This window comes from Ruegeria sp. CDSA077 (assembly GCF_059612265.1).
The window spans coordinates 21,156-42,972 of record NZ_JBXWQG010000014.1 but is presented as its reverse complement, the minus strand read 5'-3'; the positions used below and the strand labels follow the sequence as shown (position 1 = coordinate 42,972).

Annotated in this window: 23 protein-coding genes and 1 pseudogene; 10 read left to right on the top strand and 14 right to left on the bottom strand. The window is 53.1% G+C overall.

The window, feature by feature from the left end; genetic code table 11:
• Positions 1 to 65: 65 nt before the first annotated feature.
• Complete coding sequence (locus AC2FLE_RS18775) at positions 66 to 1,244, top strand: acyl-CoA dehydrogenase family protein (protein WP_142638596.1); 1,179 nt, start codon at positions 66 to 68, stop codon at positions 1,242 to 1,244.
• A 622-nt stretch (positions 1,245 to 1,866) separates the two neighbouring features.
• Here the strand turns inward: AC2FLE_RS18775 and AC2FLE_RS18770 are convergent.
• A complete protein-coding gene (locus tag AC2FLE_RS18770; RefSeq protein ID WP_496698981.1) occupies positions 1,867 to 2,622 on the bottom strand; it encodes an SDR family oxidoreductase in 756 nt (251 codons plus the stop codon).
• Between the two features lie 49 nt (positions 2,623 to 2,671).
• Here AC2FLE_RS18770 and AC2FLE_RS18765 point away from each other — a divergent pair, with 49 nt between their 5' ends.
• Both AC2FLE_RS18765 and AC2FLE_RS18760 read left to right on the top strand, forming a co-directional pair.
• Positions 2,672 to 2,842 carry a hypothetical protein gene (locus AC2FLE_RS18765; RefSeq protein ID WP_496698939.1) on the top strand — a complete coding sequence of 57 codons (171 nt, stop codon included), beginning with the start codon at positions 2,672 to 2,674 and terminating at the stop codon, positions 2,840 to 2,842.
• A gap of 194 nt (positions 2,843 to 3,036) precedes the next feature.
• Positions 3,037 to 3,690: a DUF2461 domain-containing protein gene (locus AC2FLE_RS18760; protein WP_496698937.1), complete on the top strand. Its 654-nt coding sequence runs from the start codon at positions 3,037 to 3,039 to the stop codon at positions 3,688 to 3,690.
• A gap of 206 nt (positions 3,691 to 3,896) precedes the next feature.
• Here the strand turns inward: AC2FLE_RS18760 and rpsU are convergent, their stop codons facing one another.
• The 4 genes from rpsU to AC2FLE_RS18740 all read right to left on the bottom strand — a co-directional run bounded on the left by rpsU (position 3,897) and on the right by AC2FLE_RS18740 (position 7,831).
• Positions 3,897 to 4,097, bottom strand: coding sequence for a 30S ribosomal protein S21 (rpsU, locus tag AC2FLE_RS18755; protein ID WP_040700433.1), 201 nt, complete (start codon positions 4,095 to 4,097; stop codon positions 3,897 to 3,899).
• 480 nt (positions 4,098 to 4,577) lie between these two features.
• Complete coding sequence (locus AC2FLE_RS18750) at positions 4,578 to 5,474, bottom strand: DUF2950 family protein (protein WP_496698935.1); 897 nt, start codon at positions 5,472 to 5,474, stop codon at positions 4,578 to 4,580.
• A gap of 1 nt (position 5,475) precedes the next feature.
• The gene (locus tag AC2FLE_RS18745) at positions 5,476 to 6,804 is read right to left on the bottom strand and encodes a DUF3300 domain-containing protein (protein WP_496698933.1); all 1,329 of its coding nucleotides are present in this window, start codon (positions 6,802 to 6,804) and stop codon (positions 5,476 to 5,478) included.
• Between the two features lie 190 nt (positions 6,805 to 6,994).
• Positions 6,995 to 7,831, bottom strand: coding sequence for an amino acid ABC transporter substrate-binding protein (locus tag AC2FLE_RS18740; protein ID WP_496698931.1), 837 nt, complete (start codon positions 7,829 to 7,831; stop codon positions 6,995 to 6,997).
• Between the two features lie 369 nt (positions 7,832 to 8,200).
• On the opposite strand from AC2FLE_RS18740, the gene AC2FLE_RS18735 reads away from it, so the two are divergent.
• The 3 genes and pseudogenes from AC2FLE_RS18735 to AC2FLE_RS18725 all read left to right on the top strand — a co-directional run bounded on the left by AC2FLE_RS18735 (position 8,201) and on the right by AC2FLE_RS18725 (position 11,076).
• A complete protein-coding gene (locus AC2FLE_RS18735; protein ID WP_496692139.1) occupies positions 8,201 to 9,073 on the top strand; it encodes a hypothetical protein in 873 nt (290 codons plus the stop codon).
• A complete protein-coding gene (locus AC2FLE_RS18730) occupies positions 9,070 to 9,834 on the top strand; it encodes a hypothetical protein (protein ID WP_496698929.1) in 765 nt (254 codons plus the stop codon). Before AC2FLE_RS18735 ends, AC2FLE_RS18730 begins: the two co-directional genes overlap by 4 nt.
• Positions 9,835 to 9,936: 102 nt before the next feature.
• Positions 9,937 to 11,076, top strand: a pseudogene (locus AC2FLE_RS18725) (DUF3604 domain-containing protein).
• 295 nt (positions 11,077 to 11,371) lie between these two features.
• Here AC2FLE_RS18725 and AC2FLE_RS18720 read toward each other — a convergent pair.
• Positions 11,372 to 11,767 carry a hypothetical protein gene (locus AC2FLE_RS18720; RefSeq protein WP_496698928.1) on the bottom strand — a complete coding sequence of 132 codons (396 nt, stop codon included), beginning with the start codon at positions 11,765 to 11,767 and terminating at the stop codon, positions 11,372 to 11,374.
• Between the two features lie 469 nt (positions 11,768 to 12,236).
• Positions 12,237 to 13,133 (bottom strand): LysR family transcriptional regulator, encoded by an 897-nt coding sequence (locus tag AC2FLE_RS18715; RefSeq protein ID WP_496698926.1) that lies wholly within the window; start codon positions 13,131 to 13,133, stop codon positions 12,237 to 12,239.
• A gap of 85 nt (positions 13,134 to 13,218) precedes the next feature.
• Here AC2FLE_RS18715 and AC2FLE_RS18710 point away from each other — a divergent pair, with 85 nt between their 5' ends.
• Positions 13,219 to 13,650 carry a VOC family protein gene (locus tag AC2FLE_RS18710; protein ID WP_496698924.1) on the top strand — a complete coding sequence of 144 codons (432 nt, stop codon included), beginning with the start codon at positions 13,219 to 13,221 and terminating at the stop codon, positions 13,648 to 13,650.
• Positions 13,651 to 13,676: 26 nt separating this feature from the next.
• Entirely contained in the window at positions 13,677 to 14,432 is a 756-nt protein-coding gene (locus AC2FLE_RS18705) for a hydrolase (protein WP_496698922.1), read from the top strand.
• Positions 14,433 to 14,649: 217 nt separating this feature from the next.
• Here AC2FLE_RS18705 and AC2FLE_RS18700 read toward each other — a convergent pair whose 3' ends face one another.
• Complete coding sequence (locus AC2FLE_RS18700; protein WP_496698920.1) at positions 14,650 to 15,141, bottom strand: DUF2938 domain-containing protein; 492 nt, start codon at positions 15,139 to 15,141, stop codon at positions 14,650 to 14,652.
• A gap of 81 nt (positions 15,142 to 15,222) precedes the next feature.
• On the opposite strand from AC2FLE_RS18700, the gene AC2FLE_RS18695 reads away from it, so the two are divergent.
• Positions 15,223 to 15,654 (top strand): helix-turn-helix domain-containing protein, encoded by a 432-nt coding sequence (locus tag AC2FLE_RS18695; protein ID WP_496698918.1) that lies wholly within the window; start codon positions 15,223 to 15,225, stop codon positions 15,652 to 15,654.
• A gap of 96 nt (positions 15,655 to 15,750) precedes the next feature.
• On the opposite strand, the gene AC2FLE_RS18690 is transcribed toward AC2FLE_RS18695, so the two are convergent.
• Positions 15,751 to 16,470, bottom strand: coding sequence for a helix-turn-helix transcriptional regulator (locus AC2FLE_RS18690; protein WP_496698916.1), 720 nt, complete (start codon positions 16,468 to 16,470; stop codon positions 15,751 to 15,753).
• An 85-nt stretch (positions 16,471 to 16,555) separates the two neighbouring features.
• On the opposite strand from AC2FLE_RS18690, the gene AC2FLE_RS18685 reads away from it, so the two are divergent.
• The gene (locus tag AC2FLE_RS18685) at positions 16,556 to 16,987 is read left to right on the top strand and encodes a RidA family protein (protein WP_496698914.1); all 432 of its coding nucleotides are present in this window, start codon (positions 16,556 to 16,558) and stop codon (positions 16,985 to 16,987) included.
• Positions 16,988 to 17,312: 325 nt separating this feature from the next.
• Here the strand turns inward: AC2FLE_RS18685 and AC2FLE_RS18680 are convergent, their stop codons facing one another.
• Genes AC2FLE_RS18680 through AC2FLE_RS18660 form a run of 5 tightly spaced genes read right to left on the bottom strand, consistent with a single transcriptional unit; the run spans position 17,313 to position 21,725 of the window.
• Positions 17,313 to 18,401, bottom strand: coding sequence for a radical SAM protein (locus AC2FLE_RS18680; RefSeq protein WP_496698912.1), 1,089 nt, complete (start codon positions 18,399 to 18,401; stop codon positions 17,313 to 17,315).
• Entirely contained in the window at positions 18,343 to 19,185 is an 843-nt protein-coding gene (locus tag AC2FLE_RS18675; protein WP_496698910.1) for a glycosyltransferase, read from the bottom strand. The genes AC2FLE_RS18680 and AC2FLE_RS18675 overlap by 59 nt, the downstream gene beginning before the upstream one ends.
• Entirely contained in the window at positions 19,178 to 20,071 is an 894-nt protein-coding gene (locus tag AC2FLE_RS18670) for a glycosyltransferase family 2 protein (protein ID WP_496698908.1), read from the bottom strand. The genes AC2FLE_RS18675 and AC2FLE_RS18670 overlap by 8 nt, the downstream gene beginning before the upstream one ends.
• Complete coding sequence (locus AC2FLE_RS18665; RefSeq protein ID WP_496698906.1) at positions 20,071 to 20,853, bottom strand: class I SAM-dependent methyltransferase; 783 nt, start codon at positions 20,851 to 20,853, stop codon at positions 20,071 to 20,073. Before AC2FLE_RS18665 ends, AC2FLE_RS18670 begins: the two co-directional genes overlap by 1 nt.
• Positions 20,850 to 21,725: a radical SAM protein gene (locus tag AC2FLE_RS18660; protein ID WP_496698904.1), complete on the bottom strand. Its 876-nt coding sequence runs from the start codon at positions 21,723 to 21,725 to the stop codon at positions 20,850 to 20,852. The genes AC2FLE_RS18665 and AC2FLE_RS18660 overlap by 4 nt, the downstream gene beginning before the upstream one ends.
• Positions 21,726 to 21,817 lie beyond the last annotated feature (92 nt).

The following is a 21,817-nucleotide window of genomic DNA, read 5'->3' as shown; positions in this document are numbered from 1 at the left end:
CGGCCATCCGTGGCTGCGGGGTTATGGCGTCATATGAGAATGATCGCCCCTGAAAGGACCGACCAATGTCAGACAAACTCGCCACCATACTCCAAGCCGCACGCGACCACGCCGAGCAGGTCATCCTGCCCAATGTGGACGCCTGGAACGCCGCAAAGAAGTGGCCCCGTGATGCGTCTGACAAGGCCGGGGCCGCTGGCCTGACGGGGCTCTACGCCCCCGAGGAGTTTGGTGGTCAGGGCTTGCCACTGGCAGAGGGCATTCAGGTCTATGAACAACTGGGGTTGGGCGATGGTGCCTATGCCTTTGCCCTGTCGATGCATAACATCTGCACCTTCGCGGGCTGCGGTTATGGCACGGATGCGTTCAAGGAAAAATGGGCGCGGGATCTGACTTCGGGGCGCAAACTGGCGAACTTTGCACTGACTGAACCGCAATCCGGCTCGGATGCCACAAACATGTATTCGCGCGCCCAGATCAATGATGACGGCACTTGGACGATCAGCGGTGCGAAGGCATGGGTCAGCTTGGCCGGTGAGGCTGATGTCTATTTCACCGTGGTCAAAACCAGTGACGCACCCGGCCACAAGGATATGGCGATGATCGCCATTCCCGCCGACGCGCCGGGCCTCAGCTTTGGACCGCTCTATGATACCCCGTCCTACAGCTTCTTGCCTCTGGCCGAGATGTACATGGACAAGGTGGTGGTGAGCGAAGACAACATCATCCTGCCGATCGGTCAGGGCTTGCAAGGCTCGCTCATGGCGATCGATATCGCCCGTGTGTCGATTGCGTCAGGATGCTGTGGATTGATGCAAGCCGCATTGGATACGGCTCTGTCCTATTCCAAGAACCGCAAGATGTTTGGCGGCAAGAACCTCGATCTGGACGGAATCCAGTGGATGCTGGGTGAGGTTGCGACCGATCTTGAAGCCTCCAAGCTGCTTTATCGAAAGGCGGCAGAATCCCTTGGCACACCCGAAGGCCCTCTGATGGCCGCTCATGCCAAACGGTTTGTGCCAGATGCCGCAGTGAAGGTTGCGAACACCTGTACGCAAGTGTTGGGCGGTATGGGTCTGCTGCAGCCTTATGGTCTGGATCGTTTGTCCCGCCTCGCACAAATGCTGCGGATTGTGGACGGGACAACCGAAATCAGCCGTGTAGTTATCGGGCGGGCCCTGCAAAAACGAGCGGCAACCTTGCCTGATTTGCCAGTACCGAAAGGATTTGGTGAAACCGGCTGAACGTTCCACCCCCCGGTGAAGCGGAACCAACCTGAAAATCTCCTCACAGATCGGTAAAATCGAAAGATCGGCCGCACACGTGCGGCCGGTTACTCGAGATTGCAGACCTTGGTGCAAACGCAGCGAATTCACACTTTGTCCGCATCACAGTCATATGCGACCCATGCAGGCAATGTCCGGTTTACACGGTTCGCGACCCGCTGCATGTGCGAAAGACCGGAGTGTGATCAACGGAAGGTTAGGGCTCGGAGCTGACCTCGGTGCCGTTGCAACAAAGCCCCCTGCCCCGCTAATCACTGAGACGTGGTCGGCCCATTGGCAACGTAATTTTGCCATGCGATCACTGTCTATTTCGGCTCATCGCCACTCACCGCGCACCCGCCAGTGGCAACAATCGGTGCTGTGGAGCCTGTCTTGTTCTCTTCAGTGAGCCCTTCGGGTTGTGGGCCCCGGAATTCAGAGAGATACGCCACCCTCGAAATTCTCAGCCCGTTTGTTGTTTCGGTTACATCCGCCTCGAAGTGAGTGATTAAACGACGTTCACCGGGATTTAGAAGGGCAGGCGCAATATGTTGCATGGAAGGTAACCGCCGTTGGTTACGAAGCAACCAACGGCAGATATCTAAAGCAGGCGGGTCGCCATACCACCGTCGACAGCAACTGGAGATCCCGTCACGAAACTTGCCCGGTCTGACAGCAAGAACATAGCAGATTGGGCAATCTCCTTTGGCTCTGCCATGCGTTTCAGGGGATGCAGGCTGGCAATGAAGTCGTGCGTCGCAGGATCATCGCCGGCCATGTCGGTTTTAGTACCACCCGGCAAAATAGTGTTGATACGGACGCCCTTGGCCGCATGATCGGATGCCAAAGATTGTACGAGTCCAATCAGTCCAGCCTTTGATGCGGCATAGGCGCCCATGCCGGGCATACCCCCATTGCTGAAACCGACGAAAGTTCCGGTGAATACAATAGACCCGCCACCGCTTTCCTCTATTGCCGGAATCTGCGCTTTGGCCGCAAAAAAGGCACTGGTCAGGTTTGTTGCAAGCACGGATTGCCAGTTGCGTGAATCCATTTCGGGAACTGGACCCATCTCGCCCATAATTCCCGCATTGTTGAATGCGCCATCAAGGCCGCCAAATTGCCGTTTCGCCAGATCAACAAGGTCCCTGGAATATGTTTCGTCCGTCACGTCGCCCGCAAGGCAAACAGCGCGCCCATTGCTCTGGGTAATCTGCCCGACAAGTGTGTTTAGCTGAGCTTCCCGGCGGGCACCCAACACAACATTCGCCCCTTCCGAAGCAAACAGAAGTGTGGCAGCAGCGCCGATCCCGCTGCTCGCGCCGGTAATGATGATGGTTTTATTCTCTAGTTCCATGGTCATGCCTTTCTGAAATTGCATGCGGATCACCTAAGGAATGATGCGAGTGAAGCGCGACCCGGTTCTAGCGGGTGTTGAGTTACTTGAGCCGAAAGCGCAAGAAGCGGATCGGCTGGTTGGTCTCAAACGGGAGCTATTGTTTATCTGTTTTGCAGCAACCTTTTTATCGGGCTCAATGCTGGTGTTAGCGCAATATCTAACGATTGAGCCTACGTGAAAGGCCCAGAGCCAACATTGATGGCCCTGTCCCTAGCCGTGGCTCAACTTCCCCAAACCAGACGTTCATCGTTGGTGCAGCATTTTCGTTGTGCAGGACCGAACGTTACAGACAACACGTAAGTGGTGGCTGTACAAGAGTGCGGTGGGAATGCAGTCAAGCCTCTTGGCAACTGCGAAACAGGAGTTGCGCCCGTGGTAGAGCCAGAAACATTTGCGTTCCTTGCGGATCTCGGAATGAACAACCGCAAAGCCTGGATGGACGAGCACCGCGAAGATCGCGACGACGCCTTGCGCAATTTTGCTGGTATCGCAATGACACTGTACGACTATGCTGATCGCTTTGATCCTTTCGTGGCTGAGGCGGGGATCAAACCGAAGCGAAGCTACACCAAATTCTTTCAGGAACCACGAGACCGCATCGGGCGTGCTCTATACCGCTCGGACGTGGATGTTTTTGCCAATGCTAGTAATCCCGAAGAAAGCTTCGGATACTATCTCCACATCGAGCCAGAAAATTGCTACGCAGGAGCTGCACTTTTCAAACCCTCCAAGGACGCGCTCGTCCGAATGCGGACGCGTTTGATCGATGATCCGAGCGGCCTGACAGCCATCTTGGACGACTCTGAGTTTAAGAAGATTTTCCCGGACGGAATTGTCACGCGAAAGGCGTTGGGTACTTTGCCGGAAGGCTTTGCAAGTAACGACCCCGCCGCGCCCTATCTGAAGATGGCTGGCTTGGGATGCCGCAAAGATTTGCCAGACGCTCTGCTGCTCGACGACGAGGTAATCGATCTGCTGATTGAGATCTTCCGCGCCGCCCGCCCGCTGGTGCACTACTTCGACTGACTCTGCGCAGAAAGGATTATGCGAGTGGGGTGTTTTCGTGGGATGGCGCTTCATCCGTGAACACAGTCTGCGTTCTCGGCTATGCAAAACGCGTGCCGCATGAAGCTAATTTGTAGCGCTCTCATGTCAAATAGCCCATTGAAACGTAATACCCCCGCTGCCATCGGACAACGGGGGCTGTTTTTCAGCGTCGAGGAATGATTACATCATCCTTCGCGTTCCAACTTCTTACGTGCCAGCTTTCTAGCGCGCCGGATCGCTTCAGCTTTCTGGCGTGCGTTTTTCTCGGATGGCTTCTCGAAATGTTGCTTGAGCTTCATTTCACGGAAAACGCCTTCCTTCTGGAGCTTTTTCTTAAGAACCCGAAGGGCCTGATCGACATTGTTGTCGCGAACACTAACCTGCATGTGGTTTACACCACCTTTCTAGTCTGAAGTTTGCTATGGTTGCAGGAATAGGTCAAATAGCAATCTTGCCCTAGATTGTACAGGATAACGAGTGCAGGTTGGCCTGAGGTAATCGTCATGCTCACTGCATCGGCCATTTAGGCTAGATGACATCGAATTCGCACACGGCCCTTACCGGTCACTCGACATGCCGTCACGATGCTGCAGTTGCAGCCCACTTTGCGGTCATTCGCTACGACAGCAATATCTCAACACAAGCGGACTCACAGAACCCGGACAAAGCGGCCGTTCGGTCAAACCATTGCGGGCAAGTTGGGTCAAATTGAATCAAGGGCAGTTATTTCATCGATTAATTAGATTTCCCAAAATCGATCCTTCCCGAACCAGTGCCACTTAAGTCGAAAATTGCATTCAATCTACACCTGCACACGGCAAAAAATCGGTTAAACCAAAGCCCTGCAACTAAGCGTCGCCGCCAATCTAATTTTCCTCGGCTGGTGACCAATTTGGGCCGGGATCATAGGTCGATATCTCAGCAGTTATTTCAAGCGTATCCGGCCCAAAGTCCGCCTCGAACACGGTGCCGTTTTCACCCACGAGAAAAGAATGGATACCCGTTTCTCCGTAGTCCGCAGGCACCGCAAGCAAGGCGTGACCTGCCACGAACCGATCGCCGACAAAATAGGAATAGGCACCACCCGGAGCATTTGGTCCCTGCCCCTGCAAAATTGCGAAGTAGTAACCGAGGAAAGGTTCGGGTTCGAAATCATCCGCACCGTCGCTCCACCCCGAGGCGGTGGCGCGGGCAAGGGCTTCACCGACAAAACTGTCTTCTTCTGGCCAGAAGAGGCCGTTTCGTGCGCCGGGATCCGATATGATCGTTTGGGCAAATTCCATGACGCCATCGCCATTGTGGTCCACAAGACGAAACGCCGCCTGAAGATCAACATAGGCCTCAAGCGTTTCGATTACTTCCAATTCATTCAGTCCGATTTCACGGGCGGAAAGCTCCTCTACCCCGGCTTCTAAATCAAACTTCCAACCATTCTCAGCTTGCAGAATTGGGATCGGAAAGGGCCAACTATCTTCGCCAAGCAGAAGAAAAACCCCATCATCCTCGGGCTGAAAGCGGTATCCCTCAGCATACATGCCAAGCACTTCCTGCCTTCTTTGCTGATCTTCCACCGGATCACCCGTTCCGATTAGATCTTCTGCCTCTGGTCCGAAAATCTCGAGCAGCTTGTTCTGATCATCGGCCCTTAACGCTTCGACAAAAGCGTCCAGTGCGGTTTGCGGAGTTTCGAACAGGGCACCGTCGGAAAACGCCGGTCCAGTAGCCACTGCGATCACTAAAATAGAAAAAACCGATTTACGCATGTTACCGCCTCCCCTTGCCTTTGGCAGCATGTCCCCGTTTGGACGCCTTGTGAGCTTTGCCGCCTGAAGATTTTTTCTTCATAGCCTTACCTTTGGACGCAGCGGTTTTTTGCTGAGCCGTGGCCTTTTTTACTTGAGGTTTCTTAGCTGCTTGCGGTTTCTTTTTGACAGGCTTCTTCGCCGCATCTGGCCGTTTAGTCCGATCGATGGCCTGCTGCTTGGCAGCAGCCTTGTCCCGATCTACGTTACCGCGATTAACCTGCGGCAAGGAATTGCTCCCACTACCTCGATTGGCCAGAGCACCGCTCGCGATAGCCCCCGCCCCTGCACCGGCTGCAACTGCTGCCGCGCCTCCCCTGCTAATATCTGCAGCACCGGATTCACGGCTCAGTTTTGCGCGGAGTTCGTCCGTGCGACCCTCGGGGCGGTTGACAGGCAGGTCGCCGCGACCACCTTCCGGCCTTTTGTGATCAGCGATCTTGTCCCGGGCTTCCATTTTTCGGTCAGGATCGGGTTTCCATCCGATATCAGTTCGGTCACCAAGATCTATATCGTTACCGATATTGACGTTGCCGTCGACGTCTATGTCGATGTCCGGGTTTCTGTATATCGGGCCACCGCCCCATCCGCCGCAATTCCGGCACCCCCAATAGTCATACCAGTCGTCGTCATCGTCGAAAATCTCGTCGATCAGCGCCACGGTGCCAAATGTCAGCAAGGCCGCGCCCACTACGTCCCCGGTCGACGGGCCGGTATAGACAGTCTCGGGATCATATTGCGGGACGTACACTGTTTCGGGTTGTGTCGGAGTAATTACAACCGTTTCTTCATCAGATACCTCGACAGTTTGCTCGGGCCCGGAAACAAGAGCTCCGCTGTCAATTGCCTGATCCCGCATTACCTGCACCGCATCCAGCACATCGTCGGACTGGGCCAGCATGGCGGTGCCGACTGTCTCGGTCCAATCGATGTGGGTGGCCATTTGACCGACGACTTCGGGGAACGCCGTGGCCAATACACTTACAGACGGATCCCAGCCCATAGCTTCGATTTCCGGCTCGATCTCTACGGGGTCGCGGTCGGCGTTATCCAACAAATACCGTTCTGCCTTAACAATCTCCAGTGGCTGAGTGGCCGCAACAAATATCTGTATGAGTAGAGTGTCGGGAAAAAGAGCCACCGGGGCGACCAAAGTTTGCAACTCAGCATCAGATAGAAGGTCGGATGAAGTTTCAGACGTAACTTCCGTTGCAACAGTATCGGACGCCTCTTGTGCGAACAGGGCGTTAGATGCGCTTAAACTGAGAGCAAATATTATATATCTAAACATATTGCGATCCTTCAATTTATCGAAGGATCGCCTAAGACCGTGATTCTGGCAACTGGCCTGCCAAATGGAGGATCATTTAGTAAAACACGGTCATTGGTCAAGCTGGCTTGAGCCGTCAATTTGCTTACAAGGCCAGCTTCTATTGCGCAGGGCGATTAACTCCCGACAAAACTGTTTTGCGCGACAAGCTTCAGGGATTAATGGGGGCGAAAACATACAGAGCTTTTAGTGCTTCGCTCGGCTCCACCCCCGGCAAAGCGAGACGAAATATCTCTTCCATTGTGCCCTGAGCATACATTTCTGACAGAATACTATCGACAACGAGTCGAAAGTTTTCGTCACCCCTCGCAATGGCCAATCCTTGCTTTTCTATCGTCAGTATTTCCTGGGATAGTTTGAATTTGCCCTTTAGTCCTGCAGCAATGTAGTTGACCAGCAAAATCGACTGATCTGCAAAATAGGCGTCAATTTCACCGTCTCGAAGTGCTTTGATACCGTCTGGGTGTGAAGCGAACCGCACCATTTCTGCGTCGATACCTGCAGCTTCAAATGAATTCAGAACGGACGCTTCTGTTGTTGTGCTGCTTCTCATTCCAACCTTCTTTCCCGCGAGTGCACCCATGGTGCCCTCAGCCTCGATTGGTAACAATATGGACGTGCCATCGACATAAGTTGGAATTGAGAAATCAACAATTTCGCGTCGGGAAAGTGTAATCGACGCTGCCCCGCAGAGCATATCCACCTCTCCGGAAGCTACTTTGTCGAAACGATCCTTAGAGTCGACCGGAATGAACTGAACATTCAAATCCTTCAATTCCAGTTTCTGCGCAATTACCTTCGCTACATGATCGCAAATCAACGGCGACAGACCAAATGGGCGACCTTGGTCGTTAATGTAAGACAACGGAGCAGCATCTGTTCGAAAACCAAATCGGATTTCGTTGTTTTTTGTTATCCTGTCGATTGTTTGGGCAACCGCGCCGGTTGTGAATAGAACCGTCACAATAAGTATAGAAAGCAAGCGCATGGTTTTTCCCTCTTTAGTGGCTTAACACCCTTGTGGAGGTGAAAAGCACCTTGTGTCGAGAGTAAAACACATTGTGACGCCTAGGAGTCGTTTTGTTGATGAGAGGTGCAGGCATGGTGACGAATCGAAAGTATACCCTCGCAATATTGGCAGATGCCCGAATGCATCTGCTCCTGCTCAGTGCTTAACGCGAGAGAAAAGTCTTGTGGGCGGAGCTTATGCTCGAAGTTTCAAAGGACCCGCGTCAACTGCAAGTCGTTGCGACAACACAACACCGCACCAGTATATTTTCGTGGTGCAAACTGTTGACCTTCGCCGTGACGCTGTACGTTAGGGTTGATATTCAACGGTGAGGTTGAGCGAAGGGTAATGGGAATAGAACTACAATGGAGTTTGGCGGAACTTGGGGCGCGTAAAACCGTACCTTTTGCCTTTGTGTGTTTGCTGTTCTTCGCATCCTGCGCAACCACGAACCCAGAACTTTTGAAGTCCGAGTTGAACGCTCGACCCAGTGCACAGAATGCGTCGCCAAGCGACTACGCCGGGGAAGTTCAATTTAGCATCTCAAACAAGATTCCCGCTCGTGGGAAAAACCTACCTTACACATTTAACGCGGGCATCAGCAGTGTGACGTCAACGCGCCTAGGTTTCCGGGGGCTCTTAGATCTGCGAGAAATCCAAGTCCAAGCGCCCGCGCTTCTGTCGGGTACTCTGGAACAAAGTTGCTCTTTGAATGTTGACTTTGAACTCGACGACGCCCGCGCCAGCGGTGATCTCATTGAACTCGTAGGCTCAGTGGACGTCGAGCTTTATCGTTGTCGAAACGAAGAATCCGAGGGGACCAACGGGCGTGGAGTACGCTTTATCTCGACGACTGTTGGGATCGCCGCAGCGGCACGCGCCAATGTTCAAGATCAATGCGTTCACTTTGATCTTGCCGACGTCGTGCTTCAACCTACCGGGTTTGTCGGCGGGTTGGTTAATCTAATTGGCCTCACGGAGCGAGTCGAGGAGGTCGTTCTCACCAAGGCAAAGGAGTTCACCGAAGAGAATGTGATTTGTCCGGAGATGCCTTCGGAGCTTTCTTCGTTGAATCCGGTTTTCGACGCCGGCGGTACACGAGAAATTGGTGACGGTGGCATCGGTGTTGCGTTGAGCGGCTCAATCGACACCAGTGCGATGACGATGATGGAACTCCTGGCGGTTATGCAATCTCGCGGTATTGTTGGGGGTGCGGGATGATGGATCGGATCTTTCTTCTGATACTAGCTACTGCCGGGCTTTTCGGAACCGCGCTGTTGGCTGAAGAGGTTACCTTCGAAGCAAACGGGGACGTCAAGCTAGGAGATCGTGAGTTTCCCGTTGATCTGGCATTGAGACTAAAAGATGTGAACGCGACAAGGATCTCAATCGAAAGTGTCATAGACCTTCGCCGGGCAAAAGAAATACTTGTAGAGGAACTCAAACGAGCCGCGTTTGTAGATGTCTGCAACGCATTGATCGGCGTGACCGAAGCAACGGCCCGTGCCGACGATACAGTGATTTCGTTAAGTGGGAGGATCGAAGCAGAGCTTTTCCGATGCGAAAACCGCAGCGACGGTGGATCTATACGCGGCGAGAACACTTTCGCTGGTGGTTTGACGGTGGGTGCTTCCGCTTCGGCCGAATTCAAAGATGACTGCCTTTTTTTCCGTTTGGATGACCTGAGACTTGCTCCGGATCAACTCACCGAGTCGTCCGATGCAAATGGCAATATCGAAAAGATTCGGCTGGTATTCATCGAGACCGCGAACGCAATACTTCAAAGAAACCCGGTATGCCCAGAACTACCTCCCGAACTTGTCTCTCTCTCGCCAACTTACGACGCCGGTGGCACACGGGAGTTAGGGGAAGGTGGCGTCGGACTGTTCTTCCGAGGTTCAATCGAAACGAGTACTGAGGCAATTATTGACATCCTTCAGGTACTCCAGTCGAAGAAGGTGCTTCCACCTCCGCCCCGCTGAACCTAGCCAACGGCTTAGTGCGGTAGATAGAATCTAATTATTTCGAAGAACAAGAACGAGTCGTAGAAATATGCATTTAACGTAGCATCATTCGTGCAATAGATGAGGTCGAAAATGATCCGTTTTGCATCTGTTCTTACCATTTTGCTTGCTTTTTGCGCCCATGCCGAGGACATCCCGAGCACTCAACGCGGCGACAGGCAGTATTCACCTTATCCACGGCAGAGCTTCCCCAATCAGGTCTTTCTTGGCGACACTCATTTGCATACGTCCTACTCTGCAGATGCCGGTATGATCGGCAATGTGCTAGGCCCTGATGAAGCGTACCGCTTTGCCAAGGACGAGGTGGTGATATCCAGCACAGGTGTCGAAGCTAGGCTGCGCAGACCATTGGACTTTTTGGTGGTTGCCGATCACGCTGAGAACTTGGGTCTCGCGCCGCTGTTGGCAGCGAAAGACGCCACGCTTCTCATGACTGAGTTTGGGCAACAACTTAACGCTGCCGTTGAATCCACTGCGGATCCGGTCCGCTTCGAAGAAGTCGTGGGCGGCATCGGTGGGGACGAGAAGGTTGCCCAATATGCATGGCAAACTTCGGCGTCGGGAATGGCGGCAGTTTGGGCAAGAGAAAACACACGCGAGGCCATTTGGCACGCTCTTGCTGAGAAAGAAGTCTACGCAACCACAGGTCCGCGCATGCGCATTCGCGTTTTTGCCGGATACGATTTTGAAGATACGGACCTGCCGCGTGCTGATTTTGCCGCGTATAGATATGAAGGAGGCGTCCCGATGGGGCCAGATTTGCAAGCAGAAAATGACGGTCGTTCTCCACGGTTCCTCGTTCGTGCTCTACGTGACCCCGATGGAGCCAATCTAGACCGCATTCAAATCGTCAAAGGGTGGCTAAATAGCGACGGGACAACTTCGGAACGTGTTTACGATTTATCTTGCGGCGGGCGCGAACTAGTGAACGCGAAGTGTGACGGGTCCGTTGGCGACACGGTTGACGTTGAGAGTGCTACTTGGACAAACGATATTGGTCAGGCAGTTCTATCGGGGTGTTGGGAAGACCCCGATTACGATCCGGAACAAAGCTCTTTCTACTATGCCAGAGTGTTGGCAATACCAGCGCCACGTTGGACAACATAAGATGCCAAAGTGCTCGGAACCGAGATCCCTGACGAAGCCCCACGGTCGATACAAGAGAGGGCATACACATCGCCAATCTGGCACACACCTTAGGGACGACTGTTATAAGGCTGAAATCAGAATTTACTTGGTCCGCTTTGGGCTCGAAGCCGACCTCGGGGCCGTTGCAGCAAAGCCCCCTGCCTCGATAGTAGCTGATCACGAGGACGGCCCTAAGCTGACCTTTATTCGGTTCGGCTACGCTGCACCGCGGCTTCACCAAACCGGCCATTCGCCGCACAAGCGAGATATGGAGGCGATTAAAGGTCTGTAGGGCGGACTTTGCGGTCATTTGGAACAAACCCTCAAATGGCTGCAGTGTTTGACGAAACGAGACGGGCTATGCGACCTAGGACACTAGCAGATACGCAATAAGTGCGACCAATCCAATTGAGCTAGCCCAACCTAAAAGCGAATAAAAGAACTTAAGTCCATCCAGCTGTAGCATCACATAGTCTCCCAATCGCATGTTTCGCTTATGCTTCCAACGATCAAAAATCAGAGGAAAAGCCGCCGCAAGACCGTGTGCCAGCCCGGTGGGGAGTAAGAGTGACATCACTCCGACACCAAATACACTTGCGGCTACTCCTGAGACGGTCCAAGTGTTGTCGAGAGCCTGAGAAACAGCACCCAAAGTGATTGCGGCGGCAAAAACAGACACCAACATCATCAAGAATGCACCTAATCGCTGCATAGGTGTTTCAGGTGATCCCCACGCCCAAAGACACAGAACCTTTTCGAACATTGAGTTTGGTAAACCTCATACTGCTTCCTAGCCAACTCGTCATAGCAGCCATTCGTTCCGTTCGCAGCATTTGTTGCGAAGGGCTCGATGCTGACCTCGGTGCCGGTGCAGCAAAGCCCCCTGCCCCGCAAATAACTGACACGGGGACGGCCCAAACCTGCCGTCCGCTGCACTGCTCGAATGCTGCAGCACGGCCCGTAGAACCCGCCATTCGCCGCATACGCGAAATTGGGAGTTAGGCCAACTCACAGGTCGCGGACAAAGGAGACATCTGGCAACCCACAACAATGCTGTGACCGCAGCCCGCTTTTCGGCCCTTCGCTGTTGCTGCAAACAAAATATGATTACGAACTCACCCATCGCGCAACAAAGTGAACTTTCGCGGCGACCGAGCCAATGTTTTGTACTGGGTTCAAGATGTCAGCTACAAACGTCAATTCGCTTCGTGAAGTCAGCAAGGGGCGCGATTTCAACGGATCTTGTCGACCAAGAAATCGATCATGGCACGCGTTTTTGCCGGCAGGTTTTCACGGCTGGCATAGATCACATGAATGCCAAGCGGTGGGTTTTCGAACGCCGTGAGTATGGGAACCAGCGTTCCGGCGTCCAGTTCGGTCTGACATGAAATTTCCGGCAATCGGGTAATTCCGCGACCTGCAAGGGCAAGTACTTTTTCGGTGTGTGCATCGTCACATCGTATCCTTGGTGAAATTGGTACGGTGACCACCTCTCCATCCGGCCCTGCATATGCCCAGCTTTGCGTGATCCCGTGAAACGAGAAATCGATCAGTTCGTGATCTTTCAGGTCGTTAGGGTGATGCGGGGTGCCATTGCGTTTCAGATAGGAAGGGGATGCCACTGTAAGACCCCGCGTGCGCAGTATCTCTCGGGCTATCAGATCAGACGACGGCAGGGTCCCAATCCGAACCAGCAAATCTATACCTTCTCCGATTATATCGGAATGGCGTTCAGATATGTCCAGATGCAGGTTAACGTCAGGGTAGCGGTCAAGAAACTCGGGCAACCATTGATTCAGCCAGCCGTGGGCAAAGACCACAGGAACGCTCATCCGCAATTCCCCAAAGGGGCGGTCGCCTATCGAATGCAACCGGTCTTGCATGGCATGGGCATCTTCTACAATTCGGCGGGCGTTTTCATAGTAGATGCGGCCGGATTCAGTCAGGCTAAGCCGTCGTGTTGTCCGGTTTAAAAGCCGCGTACCAAGGCGCGTTTCAAGCCGGGCAATTTCCTTGCTGACATGGCTGGGGGTGTGTCCCAGCATTTTGGCCGCCGCGCTCATGCTTTCTTGCGCCACCACTGCGCAGAACAGAACCATGCCATCAAAAAGGTCTTTATTGTGATCCATTTGTAATAAATGCCGTTCCAGATGAAGTATTAATGTTTGATACAGGCAAAGTTAACTTTGGTGCAAGTAAAGGAAAGGCTCAGCCATGTTGGATATTAGAAACTTCGATCACATCGGTATTCGCATCAGCAACCGGGATGCGTCTGTTTCGTTTTACGAACTGTTGGGGTTCGAACTGATCGCTGACGGTGGTTATGACAACGGCCATCCGCTGGTGATGCTGCACCCGTCCGGGATCAACATCAATTTGCTTGGACCCGCCACAGCAAAGGCTGGTGAAAACGTTCTGATGGACGAGGCTGAGAAATACCCCGGCATCACCCACCTGGCCGTCAAGGTGAAAGATGCCCAGGCGACCGAAGCCTTTGTCACCGAAAACGGCATCGCCATCACCGGCCGCCGTGAATTCCGCGGCACCAAAACCATCTTCATCCGCGATCCGGATCGCAACGTGCTGGAGCTTGTCGGCCCAGGACCGTCAGTTGCGCAGCTGATTGCCGAGCACGTCCACGCCTAACCCCTACATCCAAAGGAGCAACTCTCATGACCTTCTCTCTCAAGCGCCTTGCAACGGCCCTGAGTCTGACCATCGCTGCCACCGCGCTGCCAGTACTTGCAGAAACCCCGGTGATCAAAACTGTGGATGGCGTCGCCACCTACCCGGAAGGCTACCAGGGTACACCGGTGCGGGCCGCGGATGAGGACCCGTTTCTGTCACCAAGCAACTCGGCGCTGATCCTTATCGACTACCAACCGCCGATTTTGGCTGGGGTAAGGAATATCGATCACGAAGAGCTGATCAACAACACCAATGGTCTGATCAAGACCGCGGTTATTTATGACATCCCGATCATCTTCAGCCACGTAGCCGTCGGCTTGAATGGCTATGATCCGATGATCGAGGAACTTAAGGAACTGGCTCCAAACGCTGTGTTCATTGATCGGACCAATGTGAACGCTTGGGAAGAGCCCGAGTTTGTTGCCGCTGTTGAGGCAACCGGGCGGAAGAAGCTGATCATGGGTGGCCTGTGGACCGACGTATGCTTGGCATACCCTGCTATTGAAGCCGAGAAATCTGGCTATGATGTTTATGTACCCGAAGACGCCGTCGGTTCAATCTCCCAGTTAAGCCATGAAAACGGTATGCGTCGTATGATCGAAGCCGGCGTTGAGCCGATCACCTGGAACGTCGTTCCAGCAGAACTGCAACGCGACCACGCCCGCACGGACAAACTGCAAGCGGTCACCCGAGTGTTCATGGAGCACCTGTTCAAGGTTGACCCAAACTCAACCTGGTAATCCTCAGAAGGTCAGGACATCGGCCCCTGACCTTCTTTGCCGTGATCAAGATCATCTGCGTCTATTCGCTGCCATCCTCTGCGCCATGGATAGCGACCAGCGACAGCCCGAAGCGGACATCCAAAACCAAGCTTTGCAGTTTACGGGATACGCAACAAGGCAGTCATAAGCGCCCCGTGGCGCTTATGACAGCTTTCGGTACGCTCTTCGCGAAAAGTTACAACAAGCTGGATATGCAGTTTGCCGCGATCCAAAGCCCAATTCCAAAGCAGAGATGTGCAAAGAGGCTCTTGAGCCGTGCAGTATTCGGGTCGGGCGTCAACCGTGCCGCCAGCCCCGCTCCCATGCCCGGCTGAAGGATCAGAAAAGGCGCCAGCACTGTCAGTATTCCAAACGCAATCGCAGGCAGCAGGCTCGGCGCTTTAAGCCAGCCCCGACCGACCACGGCCAAAAAAAACAGCGCAAACACGACGCCCGTCAGATAATGTGCGCTCCAGCCCAACAAACGCTCCGCCGGTACAGGGTCGCTGGCCATGATGGGCCGATGAACGAGCCGTCCCTGTGCCACATGACCGAGCCAACGGCCCACCATCGCATAGTTGAGCGATTGCTGAGAGAAGATCAGCTTCTGGGAAAGGGCGACCACATCCATGAAGGCTGTCGCTATTATACCGATCAGAACCGCGCTGAAGAAAATTCCTGTTGTCATGGAAGTATCGACCTTAGTTTCTGTTGATGTTTTGCAGTGGAGGGGCAACATGCAACTTCAAGCCCACTTGAGGTCAAGATCATGCTCGACATTTCCGAACTCTCTCGCGTGAGCGGGTTTTCACCGTCAAAGCTCCGCGATTATGAAGAAGTTGGCCTCATCCGGTCGGCGGGCCGAAGGGGATTGAAGCGTCTCTATGAGGATGAGGTGAAGACGCGAATTTCCCTCATTTCACTGGCGCAAACCGCCGGGTTTTCACTCGGCGAGATCAAAGAAACGATAGGTTCAGAAGGCAGGCCCGATCTGGATCGCAAGGTTCTGGCGGCAAAGGCCGATGCAATTGACGTGAGGATCAAGGAGCTGACGGCCTTACGGGATGGCCTTCGCCATGTCATGAATTGCACCGCCGAAAATCATCTGGAGTGCCCGCGGTTTCAGCGCATCATCCGTGTTGCACTGACGAAGAAGCAGGTCGATGCGAAACGTTCCAAAAAGAATCCCAACAAAGGGTAAAGGGATTGAGCGTGGACCCCGATCCACCATTTTTGGGCTGTTGACGGGTCAAGATAATGGGATCCCTGCCGACCGGACTTCACGCGTTCCTGGTGTTCAGCGCGGTAATTCGCTGAATGGGCAGACATCGTCCTCGAACGGAACATGCCGTCTCCGGAACGATGATCCCTCGACAATCTCTGGCCCATTAATCCGATCCATACGAAAATGCCGGAAATCTTCACGGCTGGAATCCCAGGCTACGAGATACCAGAGCGGCGGCAGGATGAGCATAGCTTGCGGTTCGACTTCGCGACTCGTCTCTGTGCCCTTGGCGTCCCGGTAGCCGAAGCGCAGGTTTTGCCGTTGCAGAAATGCGGTCTCGAAGGCAGGCAAAAGCGCGAGGTCAATCGTGCCCATGTCCGAGATGTCCTGTTTGGGCGGAAGTTGTCCGACATGCAGGCAGTCAAGGAACCTGCGCAGATCGCGCACCTTGTCCGACGGCAGGGCCTTCTCGATCTTAGCAAGTCCCGAGTCAGCGAGGCCCGAGAAGGGAAGGCTGCGCGCCGCGCGCATGGCTGCGACACTGACGAGAAGCGCAAACACCTCTGTGACCGAAAGACGGGCGGTGGCCTGCACGGATTGCGGATCAAGTTGCACGCCCCCGCCGCGCCCACATTCGGAATGGATGACAAAGCCCTGGTCACGCAACGCCCCGATGTCGCGCAATACCGTTCGTCTGGACGCACCGACCTGACCGGCCAATTCATCGACCGTTGCAATTCCGTTACGGCGAAGGGTGCGCACGATGGCATCATGACGGAGACGGATGTTCATTTATTCAACTTAGCAAAATTGGTGACAAATTTTGTCACCATAGGGTTCTAAGTCGATCCCGGACCACTCAGCAAGGAGAATGAACATGACGTCCCCAGATCAGAATACAACCCATCGCGCACTGCCGATCATCGTCAATCCGCCGCATCTGAATGATCCCACGCCAAACGGCTACAGCACCGCAGTAATCTCTCCTGCTGCTGGGCGGCTTGCCTTTGTCTCAGGTCAAGGCGGACAGGATCAAACCGGTAATCTATCGCCGGAGTTCGCCAATCAGGTTGAGCAGGCCTATGCCAATCTGGCTGCGGTCCTCGACGCGCTCGGCGCTCTCCCTCGTCACGTCGTCAAGTTGACCGTGTTCGTGGTCGACCACGATATGTCGAAGTTAGGTGTGCTGACCGAAAATGTGCTGCGGATGTTTGGCGATACACTGCCCGCGCAAACCCTGATCCCCGTTCCAAAGCTCGCCATCGATCCAATGCTTTTCGAGGTCGAGGCCGTCGTGCTTTTGGATTGAGCGCTCGATTGCGGCGGCGACTTGCCGCCGTAATCACAAACACTACCTGGTTTGCGAAGTGGAAGCCGACGTTCCAAACTGCGCAGCATCGGTTACGATGGGCTCATGCTGAGGTAGGAGCGATCACGGCACCTTTTCGGCAAATTTGTCCTGCTCAGATAAAGGCGGCCCAATCCGGACCTTGACCGTAAGCTCAGAATGCTGCGCTTGCAGCCCGTATTGCCGACTTTCGCTGCCGATGGAAACTTAGAACAAAGCTGGAAGGCGGAGCCAGAAAATACGTGCCCATCACAGCTCATGCTGCGTAGAAAGATGTCTAAACCTGTCACAGAATGACGCGACTACTCTCCAGTTCCGGCGCAAACATGTCCTCGAAGTCAACATACTTATTTTTGTAGCACCATGCGCAATGAGCAAACAAAGGGGCGGCGGGGCGGCGGCGACCCAAGAGATGTTCTGCTCTAAGAGACGTCCATGCCCGATTATTCCAGATATTAGCGAAATGGTCCGTCATAATGTTTCCAACGAGATATTCCTTGTCGCCGTCGCCGATCAGGTGATCACAAAATCCTATATTCCCCTCGTAGGAGACATAGCAATAACCCCACGGGTGGATACAAGAACTACCTCCCATTTCGCCTGAGACGCTTCCCACTTTTGCACCGACTTCGATCTGTACACCGTTGGATCTAGATCGCTCCCGAGCAAGCGATAAGGCCCGGTCGACCTCATCTGCATGTTGAGAGATATCCATATCAGAGTTCTCATCACAGGTTACTGGGGAAAGCCGAAGCCGCGACACCCCCACTGTTGATGCAAAATCAATGAGATCTGGGATTCCGGAGACGGTTGCTCTTTGTACTGTAGCCAGAATAGTGACATTTCTGCGCATGTGCTGGCTTTTTAGCAAGCGCTTCAGGTTTCGCTGGATAAGATCTAACCTCGCTCCCCCTCTCACGGAACTAAGTACATCGGAGGCCGCGGAGTCGAGCGAAACGTCGAGTATTGCGTCGGCATCGATCAGTTGGTCCAGAACCTTGTCACGCTTAAACGACAGATTTGAAACAAAGCGGACTCTGGCATTGTGTTGCACAACCTCGTCAATTCGCTCGCCGATTTCTGGGAGTAGCAGGCTCTCTCCCCAGCCTCTTAGGTCTACAAGCTCCGCTGTCGGAAACAGCTCATTACGAACTCGGTCGAAGACTTCGTCAGACATCTTTCTTTCGTGAATGCCGATGATGGTGGGCCGACACATAGGGCACTTGAGATTACAGCCTTGTGTTAGTTCAATAAAAATGGCCCTTGGGAGGCTTTGGAGTTCCAATTTTCCCTCACGCCACTCAGCCAGTGATAACTCACGGTTGGAGCGCTTCACCCCTTTGAAATCTGTCCCGTAGGCTTTCGTCTCCGCCATTTGAAAATCCCCCTAATCGATACGTCAAAGTGGGTTCACCAGTGCAAACTGTCGAAAACCCTCGATCCACGATTTCTTGCGATAGTTTGTCGTCCTCTGAGACTAGGTTAAACAGTTCCCATTCAGTGTAGGTGTTTTCAAACCGAATGCTATCAAACACATGTCTTTGAAAAAGCCACGAACCCATATCGACCAAGCCGACCCTCTGGCCCTCGTCTTGGAACTCTAGCGTATCTCGAAATACATCCGAGCCTCGGGTGATCACGTTGGCTTCCTTGAGGCGTTCAAAGATCTCTCCTTGCCTTTTGGGTTCATTGCCCCAAGGGAAGCTGTTTCCACCCCATCTATTTCCTTGTTTGTCTTGGATCCGCCGCCAGGAGTGGGCTGCGTCGACGCCTTGTGACTCAATAGCATCTGCGAGGCTGGAGAGGTGGTTTGGTGCCCATCTGTTATCGTCATCCAGAAAGCAAAGCAGCCGTCCTGATGACAAGGAAAGTGCTAAGTTCCTGAGGCGCGCCACGCGTTCCATCGTCGCTTGGTTAGATACGCCATCCGCATCCAATACACTGATACGTCGATATGACCGAAGCTCATGTTTTTGAGGAGGCTCACCTTGCCAATGCCAGTCATCACAAATCAACAGAGAATGGACCCAGCCGCGATAGTCCTGACCGCCGACTACCGCAAGCGCGTGTTCTGCTGCGCTTTGACCTCGACCGGAGACGATTAGGACTTCAATGTCCGGGACCGCCCCACGGTCACATGACTTTACGGTTTTACTCATTCATCATCCCGTCCAACTGTTCTTTCGCCCAACTGAGGATTTCCTTCGGCGGCATCGGTGTATCAGTTGACAAGCATCTGTCACCCACCACCTCGAGCCCCTCCAACTCCCTAAGGACGAAACGTACTATTTCTTGGTCATTTTTGTGCATTGCTTCAAACCTGGTGGCATTCAAAACTGCAGATGTAAAATCAGACTTTCCAATCAAGTCTCTTAGCCGAAATGGATCCTCTGTGTGCTCATCGATATGCCAAATTGTCCCTCTAGGAACACCATGAAATGGGATTCCAAGCTTGTGGACGCGATAACAGTATTCAAGGTCTTCGTAGCCCCAACCCCTAAATTCAGAAGCAAACTCGACGTTTCGAGCTTGACCCGAAACCGAAAGGTTGCAAGTGAAGCCGTACTTCCAAGGGGCCTTACATTGAGAGGCGAGAGCGCCGTTTCGACCCAGAATCTTTCGGCGAAAATCAAGCGTGGTAAGCAGTTCCCCATTACTCATTCTTTGCCTTGTTCGGTACCCCAAACCAACGCATCCCCTGGGCGCAGTGTGTATCGAAACGTGAGCGGCTAATGTCTTGGGTCCAATCAGGCAATCGTCATCTATGAAAAGAAATATGTCGCCGTGTGCCTCGCGAATGCCCAAGTTCCGCGCACGCCCTCTTCGTGCACCGTCTCGGCTATGCTTTAGATAACGAATGCGTGGTCCGCTCTCAAAGAAGAGTTGCCTTGGTGCCAGCTCCTCGCAAGACCCATCATCACAGATCAGTACTTCAAGAAGTTCCACCGGTTGTATTTCTTGAACTCGTGCAAGGAGTCTATTAACGCGCTCTGCACCATTATATGTCGGAATTATGAGGCTGACTGACTTTTTCGCTTCATGCATTACTCCACCTTTGCGAAATAGTACCAACCACTTGCCACGCCTTGTATATTCTCTTTGTCCGGTGTGGTCTTGCCTGATTCCAATTCAAAGCCTGCAGCTTCAGCTGCGGAGCAAATCTCTTCATGGGTATGGAGTCTTTGGTTGAGTTTTCGCAGCCAGGTGGCTTTGACAGTGCCCTCGCTATCACTTTTTTTGTACTCAAAGCTTGTTTGAAGGATTCGTGTCGCAGGACAAATCTGTTCAGAATACTGCACGCTGCAAAACCCGTTCCTCATTTCTTGTATTCCGAAAGTTTTTAGTGGCATGGGATCACCTTTCAAAGTGATCGCCGAAATTTCTCGAGGCCGGATATTGGTTGCAAGTCTGGCTTTAGGCTCCAACCAAGAGCAAACATCCAAAAAGAACTTATTGAGTTCGTCAACGGTGAGCAAATGCAACAAAAAGTCGTCGGGCGCGATTGCCACCCGACAACGCCGGTTCATCCGGTTTGGGCCGAACTCATTGCACAAGACTGTAAGACGACTTGGATCAAAGGATAGACGTTTTGCTTTCTCCCGGAGTGCCTCGATCATTCGCTCCGAACGATCTACAGATACTACACTGTGCTGTTCCTCTATGAGCTTGAGTGTGATCCGACCGGTACCAGCTCCGATGTCTAGGACTGTTGTTGGCGTTCCTCCTACAAACCTCAGGTAGCCCGTGACGACATCATCTCTATCAGCGTCACCTACGTTTTCATCGAACAAAACCGGATCGTAAAAGTCTTCGATCGAGCCTTTCATCGATCTAAACCGTTTAGGAAGGATTGCTCCATGCAACTCGCGTCGAGCAAGTCATCTCGGAATGCAAGCTCAAGATTGTGGGCATCATCACCTTTCATCATTTGATGGGGAAAATCGATGCCCGCCGAACCTAGGCAGTACGAACAGGTTCCCAACGGGCTCTCCGATTTAAGGTATTCCAATAGCTGCTTCTTCAGATGTCGATTGCCTATCAAGTCAACGCCATCGGAGACAAAGTCGACTTTCGTGCCAGTCCGACTTTCGAGTGCTCTGGAAAGGTTAGCGGCAGGAGCGCAAAGGTAGAACCGGCCCCTAAAAATCGTATGACAATGCAACTTGAGGCTGCAGGATTTGTAGATCCTATGAACAATTGCGCTGCTGCTTATAGCCTCTGTTAGGTTCATGTGGCGAAATGAATCTATTTCCAACAGGTCGAGCTCTACGTCGAAACTCTTCGCCTTCATTTTGAGGCGAGGCAACCGCCTTTCCAAAACGGACCTAGTTGACGGATAAATTGATATCTCGACACGGTCTACCAGCTGCCAAAAGGTATCATCCACTTTCTCAAGGAGAAGACCATTTGTAGTTACGTGAATTTTGGAGCGCATTGCTTTTGAGCGGACGACCTTGAGTACTGCTTCAATATTCTCGTTCAGTAGTGGTTCACCGCCCAAAACAGTTATGCGTCCAGGTGAGACCACTTTGAGAGCCGATGAAAGTGATTGATCTAGTTCATGCAAATCTGGAAATTCTGGCCGCAGGTAAGGACTGCTTTGGGAGCAGCCCGTACAGGTCCGATTGCATGCTTCTGCCGCTCGGACTTCGAGTCCATAGGTCTCAATAGGAAGACTAATTTTTTTAAATGGTTCCACGTCAACATACCGCCAAAACTACGCTAAAGAGTATCCCGTCGCAGACCAGTCGACAAGCTTGCGCCTTAGAATACAGCGGCCCAAAGCAGCCC

Bases quoted from the DNA above. Each gene is read 5' to 3' on its own strand.
- AC2FLE_RS18775 (WP_142638596.1), top strand. From the start codon at position 66: ATGTCAGACAAACTCGCCACCATACTCCAAGCCGCACGCGACCACGCC.
- AC2FLE_RS18770 (WP_496698981.1), bottom strand. From the start codon at position 2,622: ATGGAACTAGAGAATAAAACCATCATCATTACCGGCGCGAGCAGCGGG.
- rpsU (WP_040700433.1), bottom strand. From the start codon at position 4,097: ATGCAGGTTAGTGTTCGCGACAACAATGTCGATCAGGCCCTTCGGGTT.
- AC2FLE_RS18750 (WP_496698935.1), bottom strand. From the start codon at position 5,474: ATGCGTAAATCGGTTTTTTCTATTTTAGTGATCGCAGTGGCTACTGGA.
- AC2FLE_RS18745 (WP_496698933.1), bottom strand. From the start codon at position 6,804: ATGTTTAGATATATAATATTTGCTCTCAGTTTAAGCGCATCTAACGCC.
- AC2FLE_RS18740 (WP_496698931.1), bottom strand. From the start codon at position 7,831: ATGCGCTTGCTTTCTATACTTATTGTGACGGTTCTATTCACAACCGGC.
- AC2FLE_RS18735 (WP_496692139.1), top strand. From the start codon at position 8,201: ATGGGAATAGAACTACAATGGAGTTTGGCGGAACTTGGGGCGCGTAAA.
- AC2FLE_RS18730 (WP_496698929.1), top strand. From the start codon at position 9,070: ATGATGGATCGGATCTTTCTTCTGATACTAGCTACTGCCGGGCTTTTC.
- AC2FLE_RS18720 (WP_496698928.1), bottom strand. From the start codon at position 11,767: ATGTTCGAAAAGGTTCTGTGTCTTTGGGCGTGGGGATCACCTGAAACA.
- AC2FLE_RS18715 (WP_496698926.1), bottom strand. From the start codon at position 13,133: ATGGATCACAATAAAGACCTTTTTGATGGCATGGTTCTGTTCTGCGCA.
- AC2FLE_RS18710 (WP_496698924.1), top strand. From the start codon at position 13,219: ATGTTGGATATTAGAAACTTCGATCACATCGGTATTCGCATCAGCAAC.
- AC2FLE_RS18705 (WP_496698922.1), top strand. From the start codon at position 13,677: ATGACCTTCTCTCTCAAGCGCCTTGCAACGGCCCTGAGTCTGACCATC.
- AC2FLE_RS18700 (WP_496698920.1), bottom strand. From the start codon at position 15,141: ATGACAACAGGAATTTTCTTCAGCGCGGTTCTGATCGGTATAATAGCG.
- AC2FLE_RS18695 (WP_496698918.1), top strand. From the start codon at position 15,223: ATGCTCGACATTTCCGAACTCTCTCGCGTGAGCGGGTTTTCACCGTCA.
- AC2FLE_RS18690 (WP_496698916.1), bottom strand. From the start codon at position 16,470: ATGAACATCCGTCTCCGTCATGATGCCATCGTGCGCACCCTTCGCCGT.
- AC2FLE_RS18685 (WP_496698914.1), top strand. From the start codon at position 16,556: ATGACGTCCCCAGATCAGAATACAACCCATCGCGCACTGCCGATCATC.
- AC2FLE_RS18680 (WP_496698912.1), bottom strand. From the start codon at position 18,401: ATGGCGGAGACGAAAGCCTACGGGACAGATTTCAAAGGGGTGAAGCGC.
- AC2FLE_RS18675 (WP_496698910.1), bottom strand. From the start codon at position 19,185: ATGAGTAAAACCGTAAAGTCATGTGACCGTGGGGCGGTCCCGGACATT.
- AC2FLE_RS18670 (WP_496698908.1), bottom strand. From the start codon at position 20,071: ATGCATGAAGCGAAAAAGTCAGTCAGCCTCATAATTCCGACATATAAT.
- AC2FLE_RS18665 (WP_496698906.1), bottom strand. From the start codon at position 20,853: ATGAAAGGCTCGATCGAAGACTTTTACGATCCGGTTTTGTTCGATGAA.